This window comes from Mesorhizobium sp. M1182, from assembly GCF_040318335.1.
GTDB lineage: Bacteria > Pseudomonadota > Alphaproteobacteria > Rhizobiales > Rhizobiaceae > Mesorhizobium.
The window spans coordinates 426613-442905 of record NZ_JAMYMD010000002.1; the positions used below are offsets into that span (position 1 = coordinate 426613).

General features: G+C 60.8%; 11 protein-coding genes. 3 read left to right on the forward strand and 8 right to left on the reverse strand.

Annotation, left to right across the window (positions count from 1 at the left end):
* Positions 1–35: 35 nt before the first annotated feature.
* A complete protein-coding gene (locus NKH33_RS04620) occupies positions 36–1274 on the reverse strand; it encodes an ABC transporter substrate-binding protein (protein ID WP_352684520.1) in 1239 nt (412 codons plus the stop codon).
* A gap of 394 nt (positions 1275–1668) precedes the next feature.
* Here NKH33_RS04620 and NKH33_RS04625 point away from each other — a divergent pair, with 394 nt between their 5' ends.
* On the forward strand, positions 1669–2718 hold the full coding sequence (locus tag NKH33_RS04625; RefSeq protein ID WP_352766999.1) for a LacI family transcriptional regulator: 1050 nt from the start codon (positions 1669–1671) through the stop codon (positions 2716–2718).
* Between the two features lie 477 nt (positions 2719–3195).
* Entirely contained in the window at positions 3196–7947 is a 4752-nt protein-coding gene (locus NKH33_RS04630; RefSeq protein ID WP_352918336.1) for an NACHT domain-containing protein, read from the forward strand.
* Positions 7948–8189: 242 nt separating this feature from the next.
* Here the strand turns inward: NKH33_RS04630 and NKH33_RS04635 are convergent, their stop codons facing one another.
* The 7 genes from NKH33_RS04635 to NKH33_RS04665 all read right to left on the reverse strand — a co-directional run bounded on the left by NKH33_RS04635 (position 8190) and on the right by NKH33_RS04665 (position 14413).
* Positions 8190–8420: a hypothetical protein gene (locus NKH33_RS04635; RefSeq protein WP_095488311.1), complete on the reverse strand. Its 231-nt coding sequence runs from the start codon at positions 8418–8420 to the stop codon at positions 8190–8192.
* A 187-nt stretch (positions 8421–8607) separates the two neighbouring features.
* On the reverse strand, positions 8608–10032 hold the full coding sequence (gnd, locus tag NKH33_RS04640; RefSeq protein WP_023675215.1) for an NADP-dependent phosphogluconate dehydrogenase: 1425 nt from the start codon (positions 10030–10032) through the stop codon (positions 8608–8610).
* Between the two features lie 140 nt (positions 10033–10172).
* Entirely contained in the window at positions 10173–11798 is a 1626-nt protein-coding gene (locus NKH33_RS04645; protein ID WP_352918338.1) for a copper resistance CopC/CopD family protein, read from the reverse strand.
* A gap of 56 nt (positions 11799–11854) precedes the next feature.
* Entirely contained in the window at positions 11855–12373 is a 519-nt protein-coding gene (locus NKH33_RS04650) for a YcnI family copper-binding membrane protein (protein WP_352918340.1), read from the reverse strand.
* 25 nt (positions 12374–12398) lie between these two features.
* Positions 12399–12935, reverse strand: a complete 537-nt coding sequence (locus tag NKH33_RS04655) for a copper chaperone PCu(A)C (protein WP_352539441.1) — start codon at positions 12933–12935, stop codon at positions 12399–12401.
* 99 nt (positions 12936–13034) lie between these two features.
* Positions 13035–13391, reverse strand: a complete 357-nt coding sequence (locus NKH33_RS04660; RefSeq protein ID WP_352685872.1) for a DUF2946 family protein — start codon at positions 13389–13391, stop codon at positions 13035–13037.
* A 119-nt stretch (positions 13392–13510) separates the two neighbouring features.
* The gene (locus NKH33_RS04665) at positions 13511–14413 is read right to left on the reverse strand and encodes a GntR family transcriptional regulator (protein WP_352685870.1); all 903 of its coding nucleotides are present in this window, start codon (positions 14411–14413) and stop codon (positions 13511–13513) included.
* A 256-nt stretch (positions 14414–14669) separates the two neighbouring features.
* On the opposite strand from NKH33_RS04665, the gene NKH33_RS04670 reads away from it, so the two are divergent.
* The gene (locus tag NKH33_RS04670) at positions 14670–16175 is read left to right on the forward strand and encodes a UxaA family hydrolase (protein WP_352685868.1); all 1506 of its coding nucleotides are present in this window, start codon (positions 14670–14672) and stop codon (positions 16173–16175) included.
* Positions 16176–16293 lie beyond the last annotated feature (118 nt).

The following is a 16293-nucleotide window of genomic DNA, read 5'->3' on the forward strand; positions in this document are numbered from 1 at the left end:
TTGCAGGGGCGGGAGTGAGGCGGTCGGTCGATCGCTCAATCGGCCGAACCGACAATGGCGGCGAAGCGCTTCTGCGCATCTTCCACGGTCATGTCCTGCTTGGCGAAGAACTCGGAGAAAAGATCCTCCTTCTGCTTCTGGGTATCCTGCGAAAGCAGCTGGTCGGTCCAGGGCATGATATTGCCCTTGGCGAGAATTTCGAGCCCCTTCTTCATGCAGTCGTTCGCCGCCTTGAGGTCGACGTCGCCGCGTACCGGCAGCGAACCTTTCTTGAGATTGAAGGCGACCTGCGTCTTGGGATCGAGCAGCGTGTGGGCCAGCACTTCCTGTGCCTTCGATTTTTCGGGATCCTTCAGCAGCGGGAAGTAGAAAGCGTCGCCGCCGGTGGCGATCATCTCGTTGAGACCGAGGCCCGGAAGGCAAGTATAGTCCTTGCCGGCGACCTGACCGGCAACCTGGAACTCGCCCTGCGCCCAGTCACCCATGATCTGGCCGCCCGCCTTGCCGGTGATGACCAGATTGGTGGCTTGGTTCCAGTCCTGCACATTGGTGTTCTTGGCCATCTTGCGGGCATCGTCCGCGGCCTTGAAGACCTTGGCGACCTCGGGCCCGGCGGCGAATTCCGCGTCCTTGTCCTTGTAGACCTTGAGGAAGGCGTCGGTGCCGCCGACCGCCGCGAGCAGCACGTCGAAAGCGCCGGAGGCCTGCCAGGGCTGGCCGCCGACCGCTAGCGGCTGGATGCCTGCCTTTTCAAGCGCGGGCGCCGCAGCGACATATTCATTCCAGTTCTTCGGCACCGGCACGCCGGCCTTTTTGAAGGCCGCATTCGACAGCCACAGCCACTGCCAGGAGTGGATATTGACGGGCACGCAATAGATCTTGCCGTCGAGGGTACAGCCGTCGAGCAGGCTCTTCGGCTGCACGATTTCCGTCCACTTTTCCTTGGTGGCGAGATCGGTGAGGTCGCGCATCAGCCCGGCCTGCACCAATTCTTCCGCCTGCCGGCCGTGATTGAACTGGGTCGCGCCCATCGGGTCGCCGCCGGTGATGCGGCTGATCATGATCGGCCGCGCCGTGCCGCCGGAGCCGGCGATGGCGCCGTCAACCCAGTGATTGCCGGTTGCGTCGAAAGCCTTGGCGAGTTCGGCGACCGCTGCCGCCTCGCCGCCGGAGGTCCACCAATGGGTGACTTCCAGATCCGTCGCGGCCGCCGGGCCGGCAAATTGCAGCGCGACCGTCGCAGCCAGCGCAGCAGTCATGAGTTGGTATCGCATTTCGTTCCTCCCAGAATCTGAAACGTTACAGATTTTCGATACGGCAATTGCTTGAGGCGCGCAACCCCTCAGGCGAAGGTGGCATCAAGTTTTTTCGAAGCGCGAATAAAATCGCGCGACTCGCCGGCCTACCGCATCGCAACAAGAGGGGTTGCACTGCAAAATGCAATGCTGCGACGCCAGAAAACCGGAAAAGCTCCTTCTGTCGCTCTTTTTTGCGCCGACCGGAGTGCCACTCGTTTTGCGCCTGTCACCAGTGATATCGCCACGGCAGTGACAATCTGTAACGTTTCAGTATATAGCGGTCTCATTCGGTGAAGGCCCGCGGCGTACCCGCGGCCCGCCGATTGCCGGCCTGCCCGGCAACTGCTATGCGCCTGACGGGGCGGGATGAATGAACAGGCATCAAAAAGAGAAGGCCGACGAAGCGTCGGGCCGGGGCCGGCCGACACTGAAGACGCTCGCCTTCATGACCGGGCTGGGCGTCACCACCGTGTCGCGCGCGCTGAAGGATGCGCCCGAGATCGGCGCCGAGACCAGGCGGCGCGTCCAGCTTGTCGCCAAGCAGATCGGTTATCGGCCCAACCGTGCCGGCGTCCGCCTGCGCACCGGCAAGACCAATGTCATCAGCCTGGTGCTCAACACCGAGCACGAAATCATGAGCTTTGTCTCGGATATCATCTACGGCGTTTCCGAAGTCATTGCCGACACACCCTACCATTTGATCGTGACACCCTACTCGCGCTCGCAGGATCCGCTCGACCCGATCCGCTACCTCGTGGAAACCGGTTCAGCCGACGGCGTCATCATTTCGCGCACGCAGCCGAACGATCCGAGGGCCCGTTATATGCTGGAGCGCGGCATCCCCTTTGCCACGCATGGCCGCACCGATATGGGGCTGATCCATCCCTACCATGATTTCGACAATTACGCTTTCGCAGCCGAGGCAGTGCGCCATCTGGCCGGCCTCGGCCGCCGCCGCCTGGCTCTGTTGGCGCCGCCGGTCGAGCTGACCTATCACGGCCACACGCTCGCCGGCTTTGCCGATGCTCTGAGCGAGGTCGGCGCCAGCGAGATTCCGTTCAACACTGTTTCGATCGATCATTCGATCGAGCAGATCAGAATGCGGACCGCGCAGCTGATGCGCCGCGAAAGCCGCCCGGACGGTTTCATCAGCAGCGCCGCCGCCGCGACGCTCGCCATCGTCGCCGGCATCGAAGACGCCGGCCTCAAGCTTGGCCGCGATGTCGATGTGGTGTCCAAACAATCGTCGGAGCTTCTGCACCTGTTTCGCAGCGAATTGCTGGTCGTCAACGAGAACTTCCGGCTGGCCGGCGCCGAACTCGCCCGCTCGGTGCTGGGCTGGATCGGCGGCGCCGCACCCGGCACCCTGCAGAGCCTGAGCGAGCCGGGCGAAGTGCAGGCCTATCGCCGCCCCGACTAGAGCGGGATATATTCAAATTGAACTGGGCATCCCGCTCTATCTGTTTGTCTTAGCCGCATTCTTCCACTTGGCTGGAAAATGCGCTGCTGACTGGCAGCCTTTGGCCGGAAGCGGATGGTCCGGTCCGGGCTGACTGCACCGGAGAGCCGACATTCGCCCGCCGACCTCATCTCCGGCGTGGAATCACAGCCAAGCTTAGCACATCTGGATGGTGCAGATAAGTCGGATGAGCACGGCAGCCTTGGATCAATGACCGCGTCTCGTCGCAGACGTCCCAGATACCCTACTGTTAGGCGCGACCCCACCCGCTTGAACTAACGCCGGATTTACCCGGCTACCGCCCAAAGTTGCCTGACGGGATATCCAGAGAACCATTTTACTAACATTGGGGACAAGTTTCGGATGTCGATTGCTCGTCAGTGCCCCATATTCTACTTTTGTTCTCATGGAAAAATTCTTGGCACAGGGGCTTGTACGATGAGCGGGCGGGGCACGTCCGGAGGGGTGGTTTTTCAGGCCGAGGTGGGTGCGTACGTGGCTGGGCTGCTGCTGGCCGAACGCCCGGTCTCACGTATGGCAGGTGGGCTTCCTGGAGTGCCACGTACTATTCGATTTGAGACGCCCACGGCCGTGGATGATCTTTTAATCGAGACTGATCGTGGCGAGATTTATGTACAGGCCAAACGCACGATTAGCCTGTCATCAAATCCTGGGAGTGAGCTGGCGTCAGCCGCCGACCAATTCGTGCGACAGTTTCGCGATGGCATAATCGACGGCGGAGTGCGTAGGGATTTTGATCCGTCGCGTGATCGCTTGGTTCTCGCCGTTGGGTCGACGACCGCAGCTACGGTTGCGAACAATCTACGCGAAGCACTCGATCGGAACCGTACCGGCGCCGCAACCGCCATGCCAAATAGCCTGGGCTCAGCGCTAAGGACCTTCTCTGGGCTGATCGATGCCGCATGGAACACTCACGCCGGTATCGGGATCAAACCCGCCGAACGACAGTCTATTTTGGCGTGTTGTTCTGTAGTCGTCGTGGGTGACGGGCAACGTCAGACTGTCGAAGATGGATTGCGCGATGTTGTAGCAGTTGTAGGGGATGAAGCCGCCCTGCTTGAGGCACTAATTTCGTGGGCCGCGACTGCGTCCGGTAACGGAACGGGCGGAGATGCAGCAGCGATCCGTCTGGCGCTAGCTGGCAAAGCTCGCCTGGTCGAGCCGCCAAGCTATCGCGACGATGTACAGCGCTTGAACACCTATAGCGCAGGCGTCATGGGGCGTCTCGAGCGTTTCACACAAATAACGAGCCCGGAGGGTCACTTCACCATTGCTAGACCCGTGACGGCACTGACCGTCCAGGCGGCGCGGGGAGGCTTACTCGCCATCACCGGTGAACCGGGTTCAGGCAAGTCAGCCATCGTTCGCGAAGTAGCGCAAGAGCTTGCGAAGGAAGCTACCGTTGTTGTCCTTACAGTAGAGGCAGTATCTATTTCGGCCGACGCCCTGCGGATTGATATTGGCCTTCAACACTCGCTGATCGATGTACTCGCTCAGATGCCCGGCGACAGACCGGCATATCTCGTGCTTGACGCACTTGATGCCGCACGCGGAGGATTGGCCGAAGCCACCTACAAACGTCTCGTGGAAGAAGTGTCCACCCTTCCGGGTTGGCATGTCATTGCATCGGTCAGAACATTCGATCTCCGTCTTGGCAGGGAGTGGCGACGGCTTTTCGCTGGAACTGCTCCACAAGCGGCTTATGCCGATCCGAATTTTTCCGCCGTCCGACACATCCATATTGGACTCCTTTCGGATGTTGAAAAGGCGGATGTCGCTGTCAAATCGCCAATCCTTGCGTCTGCGATCGAGGCAGGCGGACCAAAGATGGAAGGCCTGGCCCGCAACCCTTTCAATCTTGCCCTCCTTGGCGACCTGCTGCACAGCGGTGTGGCCGCAAGTACATTGTCTTCGGTAGCGACGCGAGGAGAACTGCTGGAGCGATATTGGGATGAACGGATCAGCGAGTTTGGCCTTCCGGCCGTCACAAGTCTAAAGACCGTAGTGACGCGCATGCTCACCGCTCGGTCGATCGATCTCCCAGAAACAGACGTTCCTGATACAGCGGCGAAAGCTGTTGACGATCTTCAACGTGTTGGCGTTTTAGTTACAGAGCAGACACGCCGCATCGGCTTCCGGCATCACGTCCTATTCGACTATGCCGTCGCGCGATTGATCTTGTTGCCAGACCGCGTAGCGGCATTAGAATTTTTGAGCCGGGCGAGCGGCGCAGGCCTCCTAGTCACTCCATCGCTAGGGTACTGGCTTGAAGCTCTGAAGGCTACATTTAGCGCGGAGGAATATTGGTCTTTTGTCGTATCGCTAATTGGCGATGATGCTATCGATCCAATCGTTCGTATCGAAGTCGCCCGCCTGCCCGTCGAGTCGGTTCACAATGGCGACGACCTCACGCCATTGGCGGATGCCCTCACGAAAGTCGATCCGTCAAAGAATCGGGCATTTCAGCACATCGTCGGCTCGCTGATGACGAAGTCGCAGCTCAAGCAGCCGATAGCGGTGGATGCTTGGGCTACACTTTTAGAGGCGCTTGGTGATCCCAATCCCGAACAGCTCGGTAGTTTTCGAGCATTGATTGGAATGCTGATCGAAGACAACCCGAGCCCCGAAGCGCTGAGGTCCTTGGGTAAGGCGTCTCGTGTGCTGTTCGACGCCATGTCGACAGATGAGAGCCGTATCCGATGGCTTGCATCACACGTTGTGCCGTTCGTCGCGAAGACCATAGGAACAGACCCAGGTGCCTCGCGGAAGAGGTTGGATCAGATATTCTCGCAGCCGCGGTTTTCAAAACTTGGCTTTATCGAGGTGCCGTGGCTGGCGCGCGAAAGTCTGAGTCTCGCGGAGCATGACGAAGAGTTTGTTGTTCAGCTTTTTTATCGAGTTTTTCGTGGAGGAGAGTTTAGTAGAGACCAAGTCACCTCAATGTCTGGCAGTTGGATACTCTCGCTCACGTCTAATGCCGCCCAAGATTTTGCGATGTCGACACATTCGCTCGCTAGCGATTTTCCTCAGTTACTGTTGCGATATCCACGGATCGCTTTACGTGCCTTCGCTGCCGCAATCCGAGGTGAGCGCGAAAGGTCACATCCTGCCAGGGAAAGCCAGGAGGTTCAAAGGGTCTCGATTGCCGGTGTAGAGAGGGAGTTCGAGCAGGACTACAGCCATATATGGGCGTGGAACGCAGACGATAGGGAACATGACGACTACGCGAAGCTCTACCGCGCGGTAAGTGCATGGGGAGCGACGGCTGACGACCAGGCGCTTTTGACGCAAGTGCCTGAACTGATTCTGAGTGAAACAGGCATTGGTCTAGCGTGGCGATCAGTTTTCGAGATCGCAGCATCCAAGCCCGATATCCTTGGGAGGGAGATTTGGAAAACGGCAGCCAGTGTGCCGATGCTTAAATCGCTTGATACCCGCCGGAGCGCTATCTCCGCGATAGCTGCGACGTTCCCACATCTGTCATCAGACGAACGTGCCCAAGCTGAGACTGATTGGCTTCAGCTTAATTTCGCTGAGTTCTCGCGGCCTGACGAAGTGCGCGTTGAGATTATTGGAACGCTATTTGAAACGATAGGCGAGTCCCAACTCGTCACCGAAACAGCACGGGCATTCCTACGTGATGCCAAGACGGGTCGCAGCATATTTGAAAACGGCAAGCCTCTCGAATTCAACTCTGGTTGGACGGCATCTGACCGGCATTGGCTTGAACGGGAAGGGATAGACGTTAAGGCGCATGATGTCGCACCATTATTAGCCCTGGTTAGCGATCTGCGATCCGCCCGCGATGCCTTTAAGGCAGAGGAGACGCTGGATCGAGGAGCATTCTTGTGGAACTCAACTTTGGCCCTTGGCGACGCAGTCGCTCAAGCTGGTCCAATGGGGGCTGCGCTTGATCAGGAGATGTCAGATGCGCTGGCAGAAGGACTTGGGATTGCCTTATCTAAGGGACTCGTACCTACGGAGAAGCGTGATGCCGCGCTCGGGTGGTTGCTGGAACTGACACATCACAGCGATCCCGAGTTGAAGGACGAAACCGAGGAAAGATTCGCAGATTTTCCGTCATGGGGATCACCATCGCCAAGAATCGAAGCCGCTCAAGCATTAGCGATCCTCGCCACTCAATCCGAGTTTTGGCCATTAGTTAGAGAGCGCTATCAAGATATACTCCTAAATGACCCTCATCCGGCTGTCCGCTTTCAGCTTGTTCGCGTCCTTCCTTGGATCGAACAAATAGCCGAAGAGGAGATGTGGACTCTTGCGGAAAAATTTCTGAAGAAAGAAAAGAACGCTACAAATTTGAAACAGGCAATCGCCTCTCTTTCGAGACTAGCTGGCCGAAACCCCGAACGGTTGGAAGCGTTGGCTATTCCCGTTGCGGACGTGAGGTTTCCAAAGAAAGGGGACGATCCGCTGACAGGGCTCATCGTTTTTTTTGCAGTTAACAAAGAACTCCCCACATCTAAGGCACTGCTGTTCGATTGGACGCAAAATTATAAAGAGCAAGAAGAGCGTCTTCAGTCGGCTCTATTTGATATCCGCAATGGGCTGATCATTGGTTTTGATGATGAGGACCCGGAAAAAGTGACACTACGCCGGAGAACTCAAGATTTTCTCTGGATTCTAATCGCTGCTCTCGAACCAGCGGTGAAATCGTGGCCTTCGTCGGGTAATGAGCCAACTCCAGAAGAAGTTTCTGCCCTTAAATTGTTTAATGAAATTGCTGACCAAATCTACTATGCGGTAGGTCATGATGAAATCTCTCCTGAGCTTGCCGGTGTCGACGCCAAACGCAGGTTCCTCAAGGAGTATGCGCCGTTTATCTCGAAACTGACGACGCTAGGCACTCCAGGGTCAGTTCACCATCTCTTGTCAGTCCTAAGCTTTCTCATGGAGGTCGATCCCGAACAATGCTTTGATTTAATTAGCGAGGCGATGTTAAGGACCACTGGAGTTGCTCGCTACGAACACGAAAGCATGGGTGCCACTCTTTTTGTGAAGCTTATCGGATGGTATCTGGCGGATTATCGTAGCGTTTTTGAAGACGAAGTAAGGCGACGGAAGCTAGTTGATTGCCTTGCTCTCTTTGTTGAAGCGGGTTGGCCGGAGGCACGGCGTCTTTTTCAAAGCTTACCTGAGCTTCTTCAGTAGGATTGCTGGTTTTCCGTACTATTTGCACAGACCGGCTCTCATCTGGCGTAGAGGTGAGCCAACAGCCAGCGCACGACCCGCCCGCGACCCGCAGCATGGTGACCGGTGATGTCGGCTTTCAGGAAACAGCAAAGTTGATCTGGATGTCCGTTATGAGGCGCAGTCCCGACGTCCAGATGGCGAACCGCCGGACCGGCCCGAGAACTCCCAACGGCGCGCTTGAGATCACCCGCGCGGCTCTACTAGTCCGAAAACCTCACGCTCACGCCGCGCTGGCGAAAATAGGCCTGCATCAACTTGCGCCCCGAGCGGTTGTTCTGCGCCAACTTGGTAGGATCGAACACCGCCTGTTTTATCCCTTCTCGTGTCAGCGCCGCTTTAAGCGTCGCGATATGTGCGTCGATGTCGGCATTATCCGCCCGCAGCGAGGCATAGATACTTTCGGTCGCCTGGGCCACGGTCGGTTCGCTCACAGGTGTCGTCCTTTGGTTGGTTGAGCGGCGGCTTACCACAGATTCGCGGCACCGCCGATACCGATGAGACCGTCAATCGTCTCTACCGGCATAGCAGGTTCCTGGCGCGAACCGACACCCAGTTGGTGGCTGGAGATATCTGCCTTCTGACGACCGCAAAATTGAACTCTAGGTCCAAGTCGCGGCGCTAACCCGCCGCCCCACTCCCCCAGGGACCATGGAACGCACCCTGCCCGTCGATGCGCTCGAAGCCGTGCGCGCCGAAGAAATCGCGCTGCGCCTGGATCAGGTTCGAAGTGCCGCGGCCCTGCCGGTAACTGTCGAAATAGGCAAGTGCAGATGACAGGGCCGGCACCGGCGAGCCGGCTTCGGCCGCCCTTGCGACGACACGGCGAAGCGACGGATGCGCCTCCTGCATCAATGAGACGAAAGCCGGCGCCATCAACAGGTTGGTGGCTGCGCCGCCGCCGCCGAAGGCCTCCGCCATCGTATCCAGCAATTGCGAGCGGATGATGCAGCCGGCCCGCCAGATCTTGGCGATGACCGGCATCGGCAGGTTCCAGTTGAATTCCTTCGACGCGCCGCTCATTACCGCGAAGCCTTGCGCGTAGGCGGCGATCTTGCCGGCAAACAGCGCCAGCTCGAGATCGGCGAGCAGGGCGTCCCTGTCTCCGGAAATCTTGCTCACGCCGCCGCCATAGACCTTTTCGGCGGCAAGCCGCTCGTCCTTGATCGACGACAGCACGCGCGCCGCCACAGCCGCTTCGATTGCGGTGGCCGGGATGCCTAGCTGCTGCGCCTCGATCACCGACCATTTGCCGGTGCCTTTCTGGCCGGCGCGGTCGAGGATGATGTCGACCACCGGTTTGCCGGTCTTGGGATCGTCGGCGGCCAGCACCTTGGCGGTGATCTCGATCAGGTACGAATTGAGCCTGCCCGTGTTCCACTGAGAAAACACCTCAGCGATCTCTTTCGGCCCCATGCCGAGCCCGTCGCGCAATATGCCGTAGATCTCGGCGATCATCTGCATGTCGGCATATTCGATGCCGTTGTGGATGGTCTTGACGAAATGGCCGGCGCCGTCGGTGCCAAGCCACGCCGCGCAAGGCTCGCCCTTGAACTTGGCCGAGATCGCGGTCAGCACCTTTTCGACGCGCTTCCAGGACTCTTCGGTGCCGCCGACCATTATAGAGGGACCGTGGCGTGCTCCCTCCTCGCCGCCGGACACGCCCATGCCGATGAAGGTCAGGCCCGAATCGGTAAGCTCGGAGAAGCGCCGCATCGTATCGCGGAAATTGGCATTGCCGGCGTCGATGACGATGTCGTTGGCCGACAGCACGCCGCGCAATGCCGCGATCTGCTCGTCGACCGGCTTGCCGGCCAGCACCATGATGATGATCGGCCGCGGCGGCCGGATCGCGGCGGCCAGTTCTTCGAGGCTGTAGCAGGGCACCACCCTATCCCGAAGCGCGCCGGCATTTTCGACAAAGGCATCGGTGCGCGCCGCGGTGCGATTGAAGACGGCGATGCGGTGCCCCTTCTCGGCGATATTGAGCGCCAGGTTGGAGCCCATCGTGCCAAGGCCGATCAGGCCTATTTCGGCTTTTTCCATCGTTTCTTCCCTGCTTTCGGATCTTGTTGGTTTGAGCCCGCGATTGGGTTGGACGCCCATTCTTGATGGCGATGATTGACGGGGGTTCGCGGCCGCGTCAACCGCCTCGCCGAATTGTCTTGCGTGGACCAGCGCTCTCGTCACGGCCTGATGTCGATCGGCGCCCCTATCTTCACCATCTCGAAATCCGAGACCAGGATATCGAGCCGCGCCGTCCACCGGCCGGCGACCGGAATGACGAGATCGTCGACGCGCCAGGTGCCGTCGCCGGGATTCGTCGCCGGGCGTTTGATGGGCTCGATGCCGGAATCGGGCTTTGACAGGACCAGCGTTACCTGCTTGGCGTCGAGCGGGCCAAAATCGCCGGTCATGATGAAGATCGAAGCGGCAATAGGTCCGGTGTGCCCGGGCGCAATACTGAGATCGGCCATCGCTTGGAGCGTGTGGATATGCACCGATGCCGGCTGTGCCGCGGCGATCGCCAGCGCGCGCGGCGGCGGCGTGAAGCGCCAACCGGCGGCGATGCCGAAGATCGCGACCACGATCAGCACCTCGATGCCGATCGAGCGGGCCAGTCGCCGCTGGACTTCCGTCTTTCCCGCCTCGGCGGGGACCGTAAGCTTGAAGCGGTTGACGGCAGCGAGCGTGAACAGAAAGACGAGCAGCACCAGCTTGATCAGCAGCAGCCGGCCATAGGCAGTGTGGACCAGCGCCGACGGCGTTTGCACCTGGATGACGGCGAGCACGATGCCGGCTGCCGCAAGCACCGCCACGACGAACAGGATCGCTCGTGAAAACCGGCGCAGCAACGGCCCGGCTTTGTCCGGCTGCCGTTTCAAGGCAAGACCGAGCGGCGCCAGCGCCCCGGACCAAATCGCGATACCAGTGGCGTGCAGAAACACCATCGGCCGGGTCAGCCATTGCGGCTCGGCGGCACTGGCATGCCCGCTGGCGGCAAGTGCTGCGCCAACGCCAACCAGTCCGGCCAAGGCCAGCGGCTTTGCGTCGGCGGGCGGCACGACCAGCGATAATAGGCTCAGGCCGAGCGCCATCAGCGCGATCAGCACCGTCCAGCCGAAGCTGGTGCCAAGCCCGGTCTGCCAGATGACCGGCTGCGCCAGCCGGGCAAGCGGCGCGCCGAGTGCATCCAGCCCCTGGAAACCGAGCGACAAAAGTGCGGCGGCCAGCCCGCACAGGATCGCGGCGACGATCATGTTCTGGCCGGATCGGCCGCCTTGCGCCAGCCAGCCTAGCGCAAAGGCACCGCCGACACCGAAAAACAGGCCGATGTATAGAAAAACCTTGCCGATCCAGATCGCCGTTCGAAGCGCCCGGTCGACAGCTTCGGAAGGGGCCGGCGCAGCACTCGGTGCACCGACCGAGAACAGCACCGAGCCGCCGACCGGATGCCCGTCGGCGGAAATCACCCGCCAGCTCAGCACATGCGTGCCCGACGTCAGCGCCTGCGGATTGTCGATCTCGACGGTCTGGCCGCTGAGCCGAAAGGACGTCAGCGGAACCGACGTGCCGTCGGGCCGCACCAGCGTCAGCACCAGCGGCGAAACCGGCTCGCTGAAGGTCAGCGACATCTGCGACGGGCTCTGCGCCAGCACCGCACCGTCAGCCGGCTCGGCCTTGATCAGCGCCGCATGGGCGAAGGCTGCGTTTGGCGCGGCAATGGTGGCAAGCAGCACAATCGCGGCCAGCAGGCCGATGGCAAGCCGGCCGGTTGTGCAGGCCGTTCGCACGATGGATGCCGCACTCATGTCACCGCCACAAAGACAGCGGCGCGCTCTTTCGGATAGAGCGCGCCGCGTAAAGATCACTTCTTCGGCAGCAGCTTGAGGCCGGGCGCCGGAAATTCCAGCGCGTCCTCAGCCTGCCCGGCCGCCGGAATTTCGATCCAGCGATCGGCAACCCCGTCACATTCCTGCACCACCGGGAAATGCAGCGTCTGGCCTGCCAGCAGGTCGGACGCCAGCGTCGCGCGAAAGACGAATTCGTCGTAGAACTCGTCCGGCAGGCTGCCGGCGCTCCAGTCGATCTCCTTGACGCCGCTGGTCACTGCCTGGCCGTAGAGCTGGTAGGACTTTTCGTATTTGCCGTTCTTGACCTGCAGTGTCCAACCCGGCTTCGGCATCGGTTTGACCGAGAGCACCCCTTCCGGGATCTGCACGCGCAGCGCGGTCGTCGCCTTGCCCTCGCAGCCATGCGGCACCCGAAGAACCGCCTTGTAGGTCGAGCCCACCGCCGCCTCCGGCGTTTCGAGCGTGATGTGGGCAAAGGCCGCGCTGGTCCCGAGGACAAGAAGCACGCAGCCGGGCAAAAGAGATTTCTTCATGAGGCTACCTCTCGAAGCGGCCAAGTCAGTCGTCGTCCTGGGGCGCCGCGCTGCCGATGCCTTGCACGGCGAATTCAATCTGCACGGGCCCGGCTTCCTCGAAGGTCAGCGTGGCGGAGAACGTTTCGCCCTCCTTGGGCTGCCGCTTCAAATCCATGAACATCAAATGATAGCCGTTAGGCGCCAGCGCGACCTTGCCGCCAGCCGGGATTTCGAGGCCGCCGATGACCGGCCGCATGGTCATGACGCCATTGCTGACGCCCATCTCGTGCAGTTCGGCCTTGGCCGAAATGTCGGAGGTGATCGACAGCAGGCGATCCGCCGCACTGCCTGTGTTGGTGATGGTGAAGTAGCCGCCGGCCACCTTGGCGCCGGCTGGCGTGGCGCGCGACCAGGGGTGCCCGATCTCGAGATCGCCAAGCTTGAACTCGTGTGCCAACACCGTCTGGGCGCTGGCGAACAGGAGGGCAAGAACGCAAAGGGCGACGCCGAGACGCTGCTCGAAACGACCCAGTGAGAAGCGCCTGCGGCTGGATGCGGCAGCGCGAAAAGAGTGAGACATGATTGCTCCGTGGACTTTAGGGGATCGCGCCGATGGCCGGTCGCGAACGATGTCGATAAACGCGCCGGCAAAGCGTTGCGCGGCGCGAACCAGAACGGATCAGGCCGTCGCCGGTGGTGCGCGCGGATTGGACGGAGTGCGGGCGCGGGCGAAATCGCGATGCCGGAAGGCCGGCAGGAAAAAGGCGATGGTTTCGACGGAAAGGCTGCGAGCCAGGCTCCCCGCGGCATCGGGTGGCGCGTAGACCGCCGAAACGAGGTTGCAGCCAAGCATGCAGCAACCCGGCATGTGCTGCTGATGCGGATCGCCGGCGGGGAGTTGCGTCGCACCGTCATGGGTGCAGATCGTGTTGCCGAAAGCATCGAATTGCGAGGCGTTCGGCGCGCCGCCGGAAGCAAACGCGCCGAACATCGACTGGAACATGAAAAGCCACGCCGCGGCGAACGCGACCGGCATGCTCCATCGTCTCCGGCGTATGGTCAAGAACCAGCCTCTTCACGCAGCAACGTCAGCTCTCTAGCACGGAGCCGGCGGCCGGAAAATCGCCAAAACGCTGCTGCGGCAACGCAACACAATCACGCGCGTTGCGGCTGCCTGCCCTCGGGAATGGACGTCAGCAGCGTGTGGCGGGCCGATTTCAGGTGCTTGCGGCAGGCGGCGTCGACCTTGGCGAGATCGCGCGATTTGAGCGCGGCGATATAGGCGAGATGCTCCTGGACCGCGACTTCGTTGCGCTCGCGCTCCTGCGCCTTGTTCCACTGGTAGTGGTAGTGGAAGATCATGGCGATGACGTCGTAGAAATCGACGATGAAGCGGTTGTGCGACGCCCGATGGATCAGCCGGTGAAAGCGCTCGTCAAGCTCGGAGAATTCGTTGAAGCGCACGGCGATCTCGCGCTCCAGCCGGTGATGCTCGTCTTCCAGGTGGTCGAGGTCGGCCCACACCGGGCTGTCCTCGGGCAGAGCGGCAAAGGCTGCGGCCGAGCGCAGTTCGAACATCTCGCGGATTTCGGTCAACTCCAGCGCGAAGGCGCGGGTAAAGCCTTTCAGCACCCAGTGACTGTTGCGGCGCTTCTCGATCAGCCCAAAGCGCGAGAAGCGGATCAGGAATTCGCGCACGCTGGTGGTGCCGACGCCGATCTCACGCGCCAGTTCGAGCTCGTTGATCTGCATGCCGGCTTCGGCACCGCTGGCAAGCAGCCGCCGCATGAAGGAGCGCTCGATGATCTCGGCCAGCGTGTCGGTTTCTTCCTCGGGGAAGAAATCGTCCGGTCGCGGTTCGCGCAGGACCGTCTTGCTGCGCTTGTTCCAATCGATCAGCCCGGTTTCTTCCATGCGCGCAAGGATAGTGCGGACCGTCGTGCGGCTGACGCCGAGCAGCGTACCCAGCTCCGGCTCCGAAGGCAGGCTCCTGGTTTCGTCGAGCAGCCTCAGACCGCGATTATAGGCGTCCTTGTAAACGTTGTTGCTCTTCGACATCCCCTGCCCCGTGGCGCATCGGCGTTTGCGGCCAGTGTGAAGCGTTTCTCGCGCATGAAACCGGTACCTTTTCGGAAAACATCATGCGCAACGCTAGTTTTGGTTGTAGAGCCTACTTCTCGCATCCAAAAGACGCGTCGCGCTCTGGCGAAAAAACAATTGACGCAAAAATGTTTTTTCACGATAAAAGACATTATATGTTAAGAGCCGCGTGTCAATCCGCTCGCGCACCCAGGAACACACCCAGGAAGCTCCCGTGAACGCCGCAAACAGCATTCTTCTGTCTCCCGCCGACAATGTCGCGGTCGCCAATGGCCGCATCGAGATCGGCACCGTGCTGCCGGGCGGCGCCGTCGCCGCCGCAGTGATCGAGCCGGGCCACAAAGTGGCGATCAAGCCGATTGCGGCCGGCGAGGCCGTGGTCAAATACGCCCAGGCGATCGGCCGCGCCACGCAAAACATCGCGCCCGGCGAGCATGTCCATTCGCACAATCTGGTCTTCGAAAGCGGGCGTTTGCCGGTAGTGCCGCCGAACGAGGCAGTGCATGCGACCGAGGCCGACCGCGCCCGCACCTTCATGGGCTACCGCCGCGCCGACGGCCGCGCCGGCACGCGCAACTTCATCGGCATTCTTGCCAGCGTCAATTGCTCGGCCACCGTCTGCCACGCCATCGCTGACGCGGCGAACCGCACGCTTCTGCCGCAATATCCTGGCATCGACGGCTTCGTCCCGATCGTCCACGGCCAGGGCTGCGGCATGAGCGCCACCGGCGACGGCATGATGGTGCTACACCGCACGCTGGCCGGCTATGCCCGTCATCCGAATTTTGGTGGTGTGCTGATGGTCGGGCTCGGCTGCGAGGTCAACCAGCTCACCCTCTACGGCCAGAAGGGCGTTGCCGCGGGAAAACGCCATTTCAACATCCAGGAAGCCGGCGGCTCGCGCAAATCGGTCGAGAAGGCGCTGGTCGTGCTGGCCGAGATCGCCGAAGAGGTCGGCAAGCTTCAGCGTGAGCCGATCCCGGTCAGCGAGATCGTCGTCGGCCTGCAATGCGGCGGCTCCGACGGCATGTCCGGCATCACCGCCAATCCGGCGCTGGGTGCCGCGGTCGACATTTTGGCCGGCGTCGGCGGTGTCGGCATCCTCTCCGAGACGACGGAGATCTACGGCGCCGAGCACCTGCTCGCTTATCGCGCCGCAACCCCCGAGATCGCCGCCAAGCTCGACGGTTATGTGAAATGGTGGGAAGACCACGTCGCCAAGCATGGCGCATCGATCGACAACAATCCCTCACCGGGTAACAAGCGCGGCGGCCTGACCACCATCCTGGAAAAGTCGCTCGGCGCGGTCGCCAAGGGCGGCCAGACGCCGCTCAACGGCGTCTTCGGCTATGCCGAAAAGGTCACCGGGCACGGGCTGGTGTTCATGGACACGCCCGGCTACGACCCGGTCTCGGCCACCGGCCAGGTGGCGGGCGGCGCCAACGTCATCGTCTTCACCACAGGCCGCGGCTCCTGCTTCGGCTGCCGGCCGACGCCGTCGATCAAGGTCGCCAGCAACTCGACCATGTATCACACGATGGAGGAGGACATGGACGTGAATTGCGGCGTCATCGCCTCGGGCGAAAAGACCATCGCCGGCATGGGCCGCGAGATCTTCGAACTGATCGTCGAGACGGCTTCGGGCCGCAAGACCAAGAGCGAAGAGTTCGGCTACGGCGACAACGAGTTCGTGCCGTGGCACCTCGGAGCGACGCTCTAAGCCGGTCGCAAACACCTGACGTGATTGCCAGGTGTCACAGTTCGTACACCCCGAAAAAGAATGAACATTCCATATTGACTGTATGATGGAATTAATATTCCATGCGACATATTGGAGG

Bases quoted from the DNA above. Each gene is read 5' to 3' on its own strand.
- NKH33_RS04660 (WP_352685872.1), bottom strand. From the start codon at position 13,391: ATGCCGGTCGCGTTCGCCGCGGCGTGGCTTTTCATGTTCCAGTCGATG.
- NKH33_RS04625 (WP_352766999.1), top strand. From the start codon at position 1,669: ATGAACAGGCATCAAAAAGAGAAGGCCGACGAAGCGTCGGGCCGGGGC.
- NKH33_RS04655 (WP_352539441.1), bottom strand. From the start codon at position 12,935: ATGTCTCACTCTTTTCGCGCTGCCGCATCCAGCCGCAGGCGCTTCTCA.
- NKH33_RS04630 (WP_352918336.1), top strand. From the start codon at position 3,196: ATGAGCGGGCGGGGCACGTCCGGAGGGGTGGTTTTTCAGGCCGAGGTG.
- NKH33_RS04665 (WP_352685870.1), bottom strand. From the start codon at position 14,413: ATGTCGAAGAGCAACAACGTTTACAAGGACGCCTATAATCGCGGTCTG.
- NKH33_RS04645 (WP_352918338.1), bottom strand. From the start codon at position 11,798: ATGAGTGCGGCATCCATCGTGCGAACGGCCTGCACAACCGGCCGGCTT.
- gnd (WP_023675215.1), bottom strand. From the start codon at position 10,032: ATGGAAAAAGCCGAAATAGGCCTGATCGGCCTTGGCACGATGGGCTCC.
- NKH33_RS04620 (WP_352684520.1), bottom strand. From the start codon at position 1,274: ATGCGATACCAACTCATGACTGCTGCGCTGGCTGCGACGGTCGCGCTG.
- NKH33_RS04650 (WP_352918340.1), bottom strand. From the start codon at position 12,373: ATGAAGAAATCTCTTTTGCCCGGCTGCGTGCTTCTTGTCCTCGGGACC.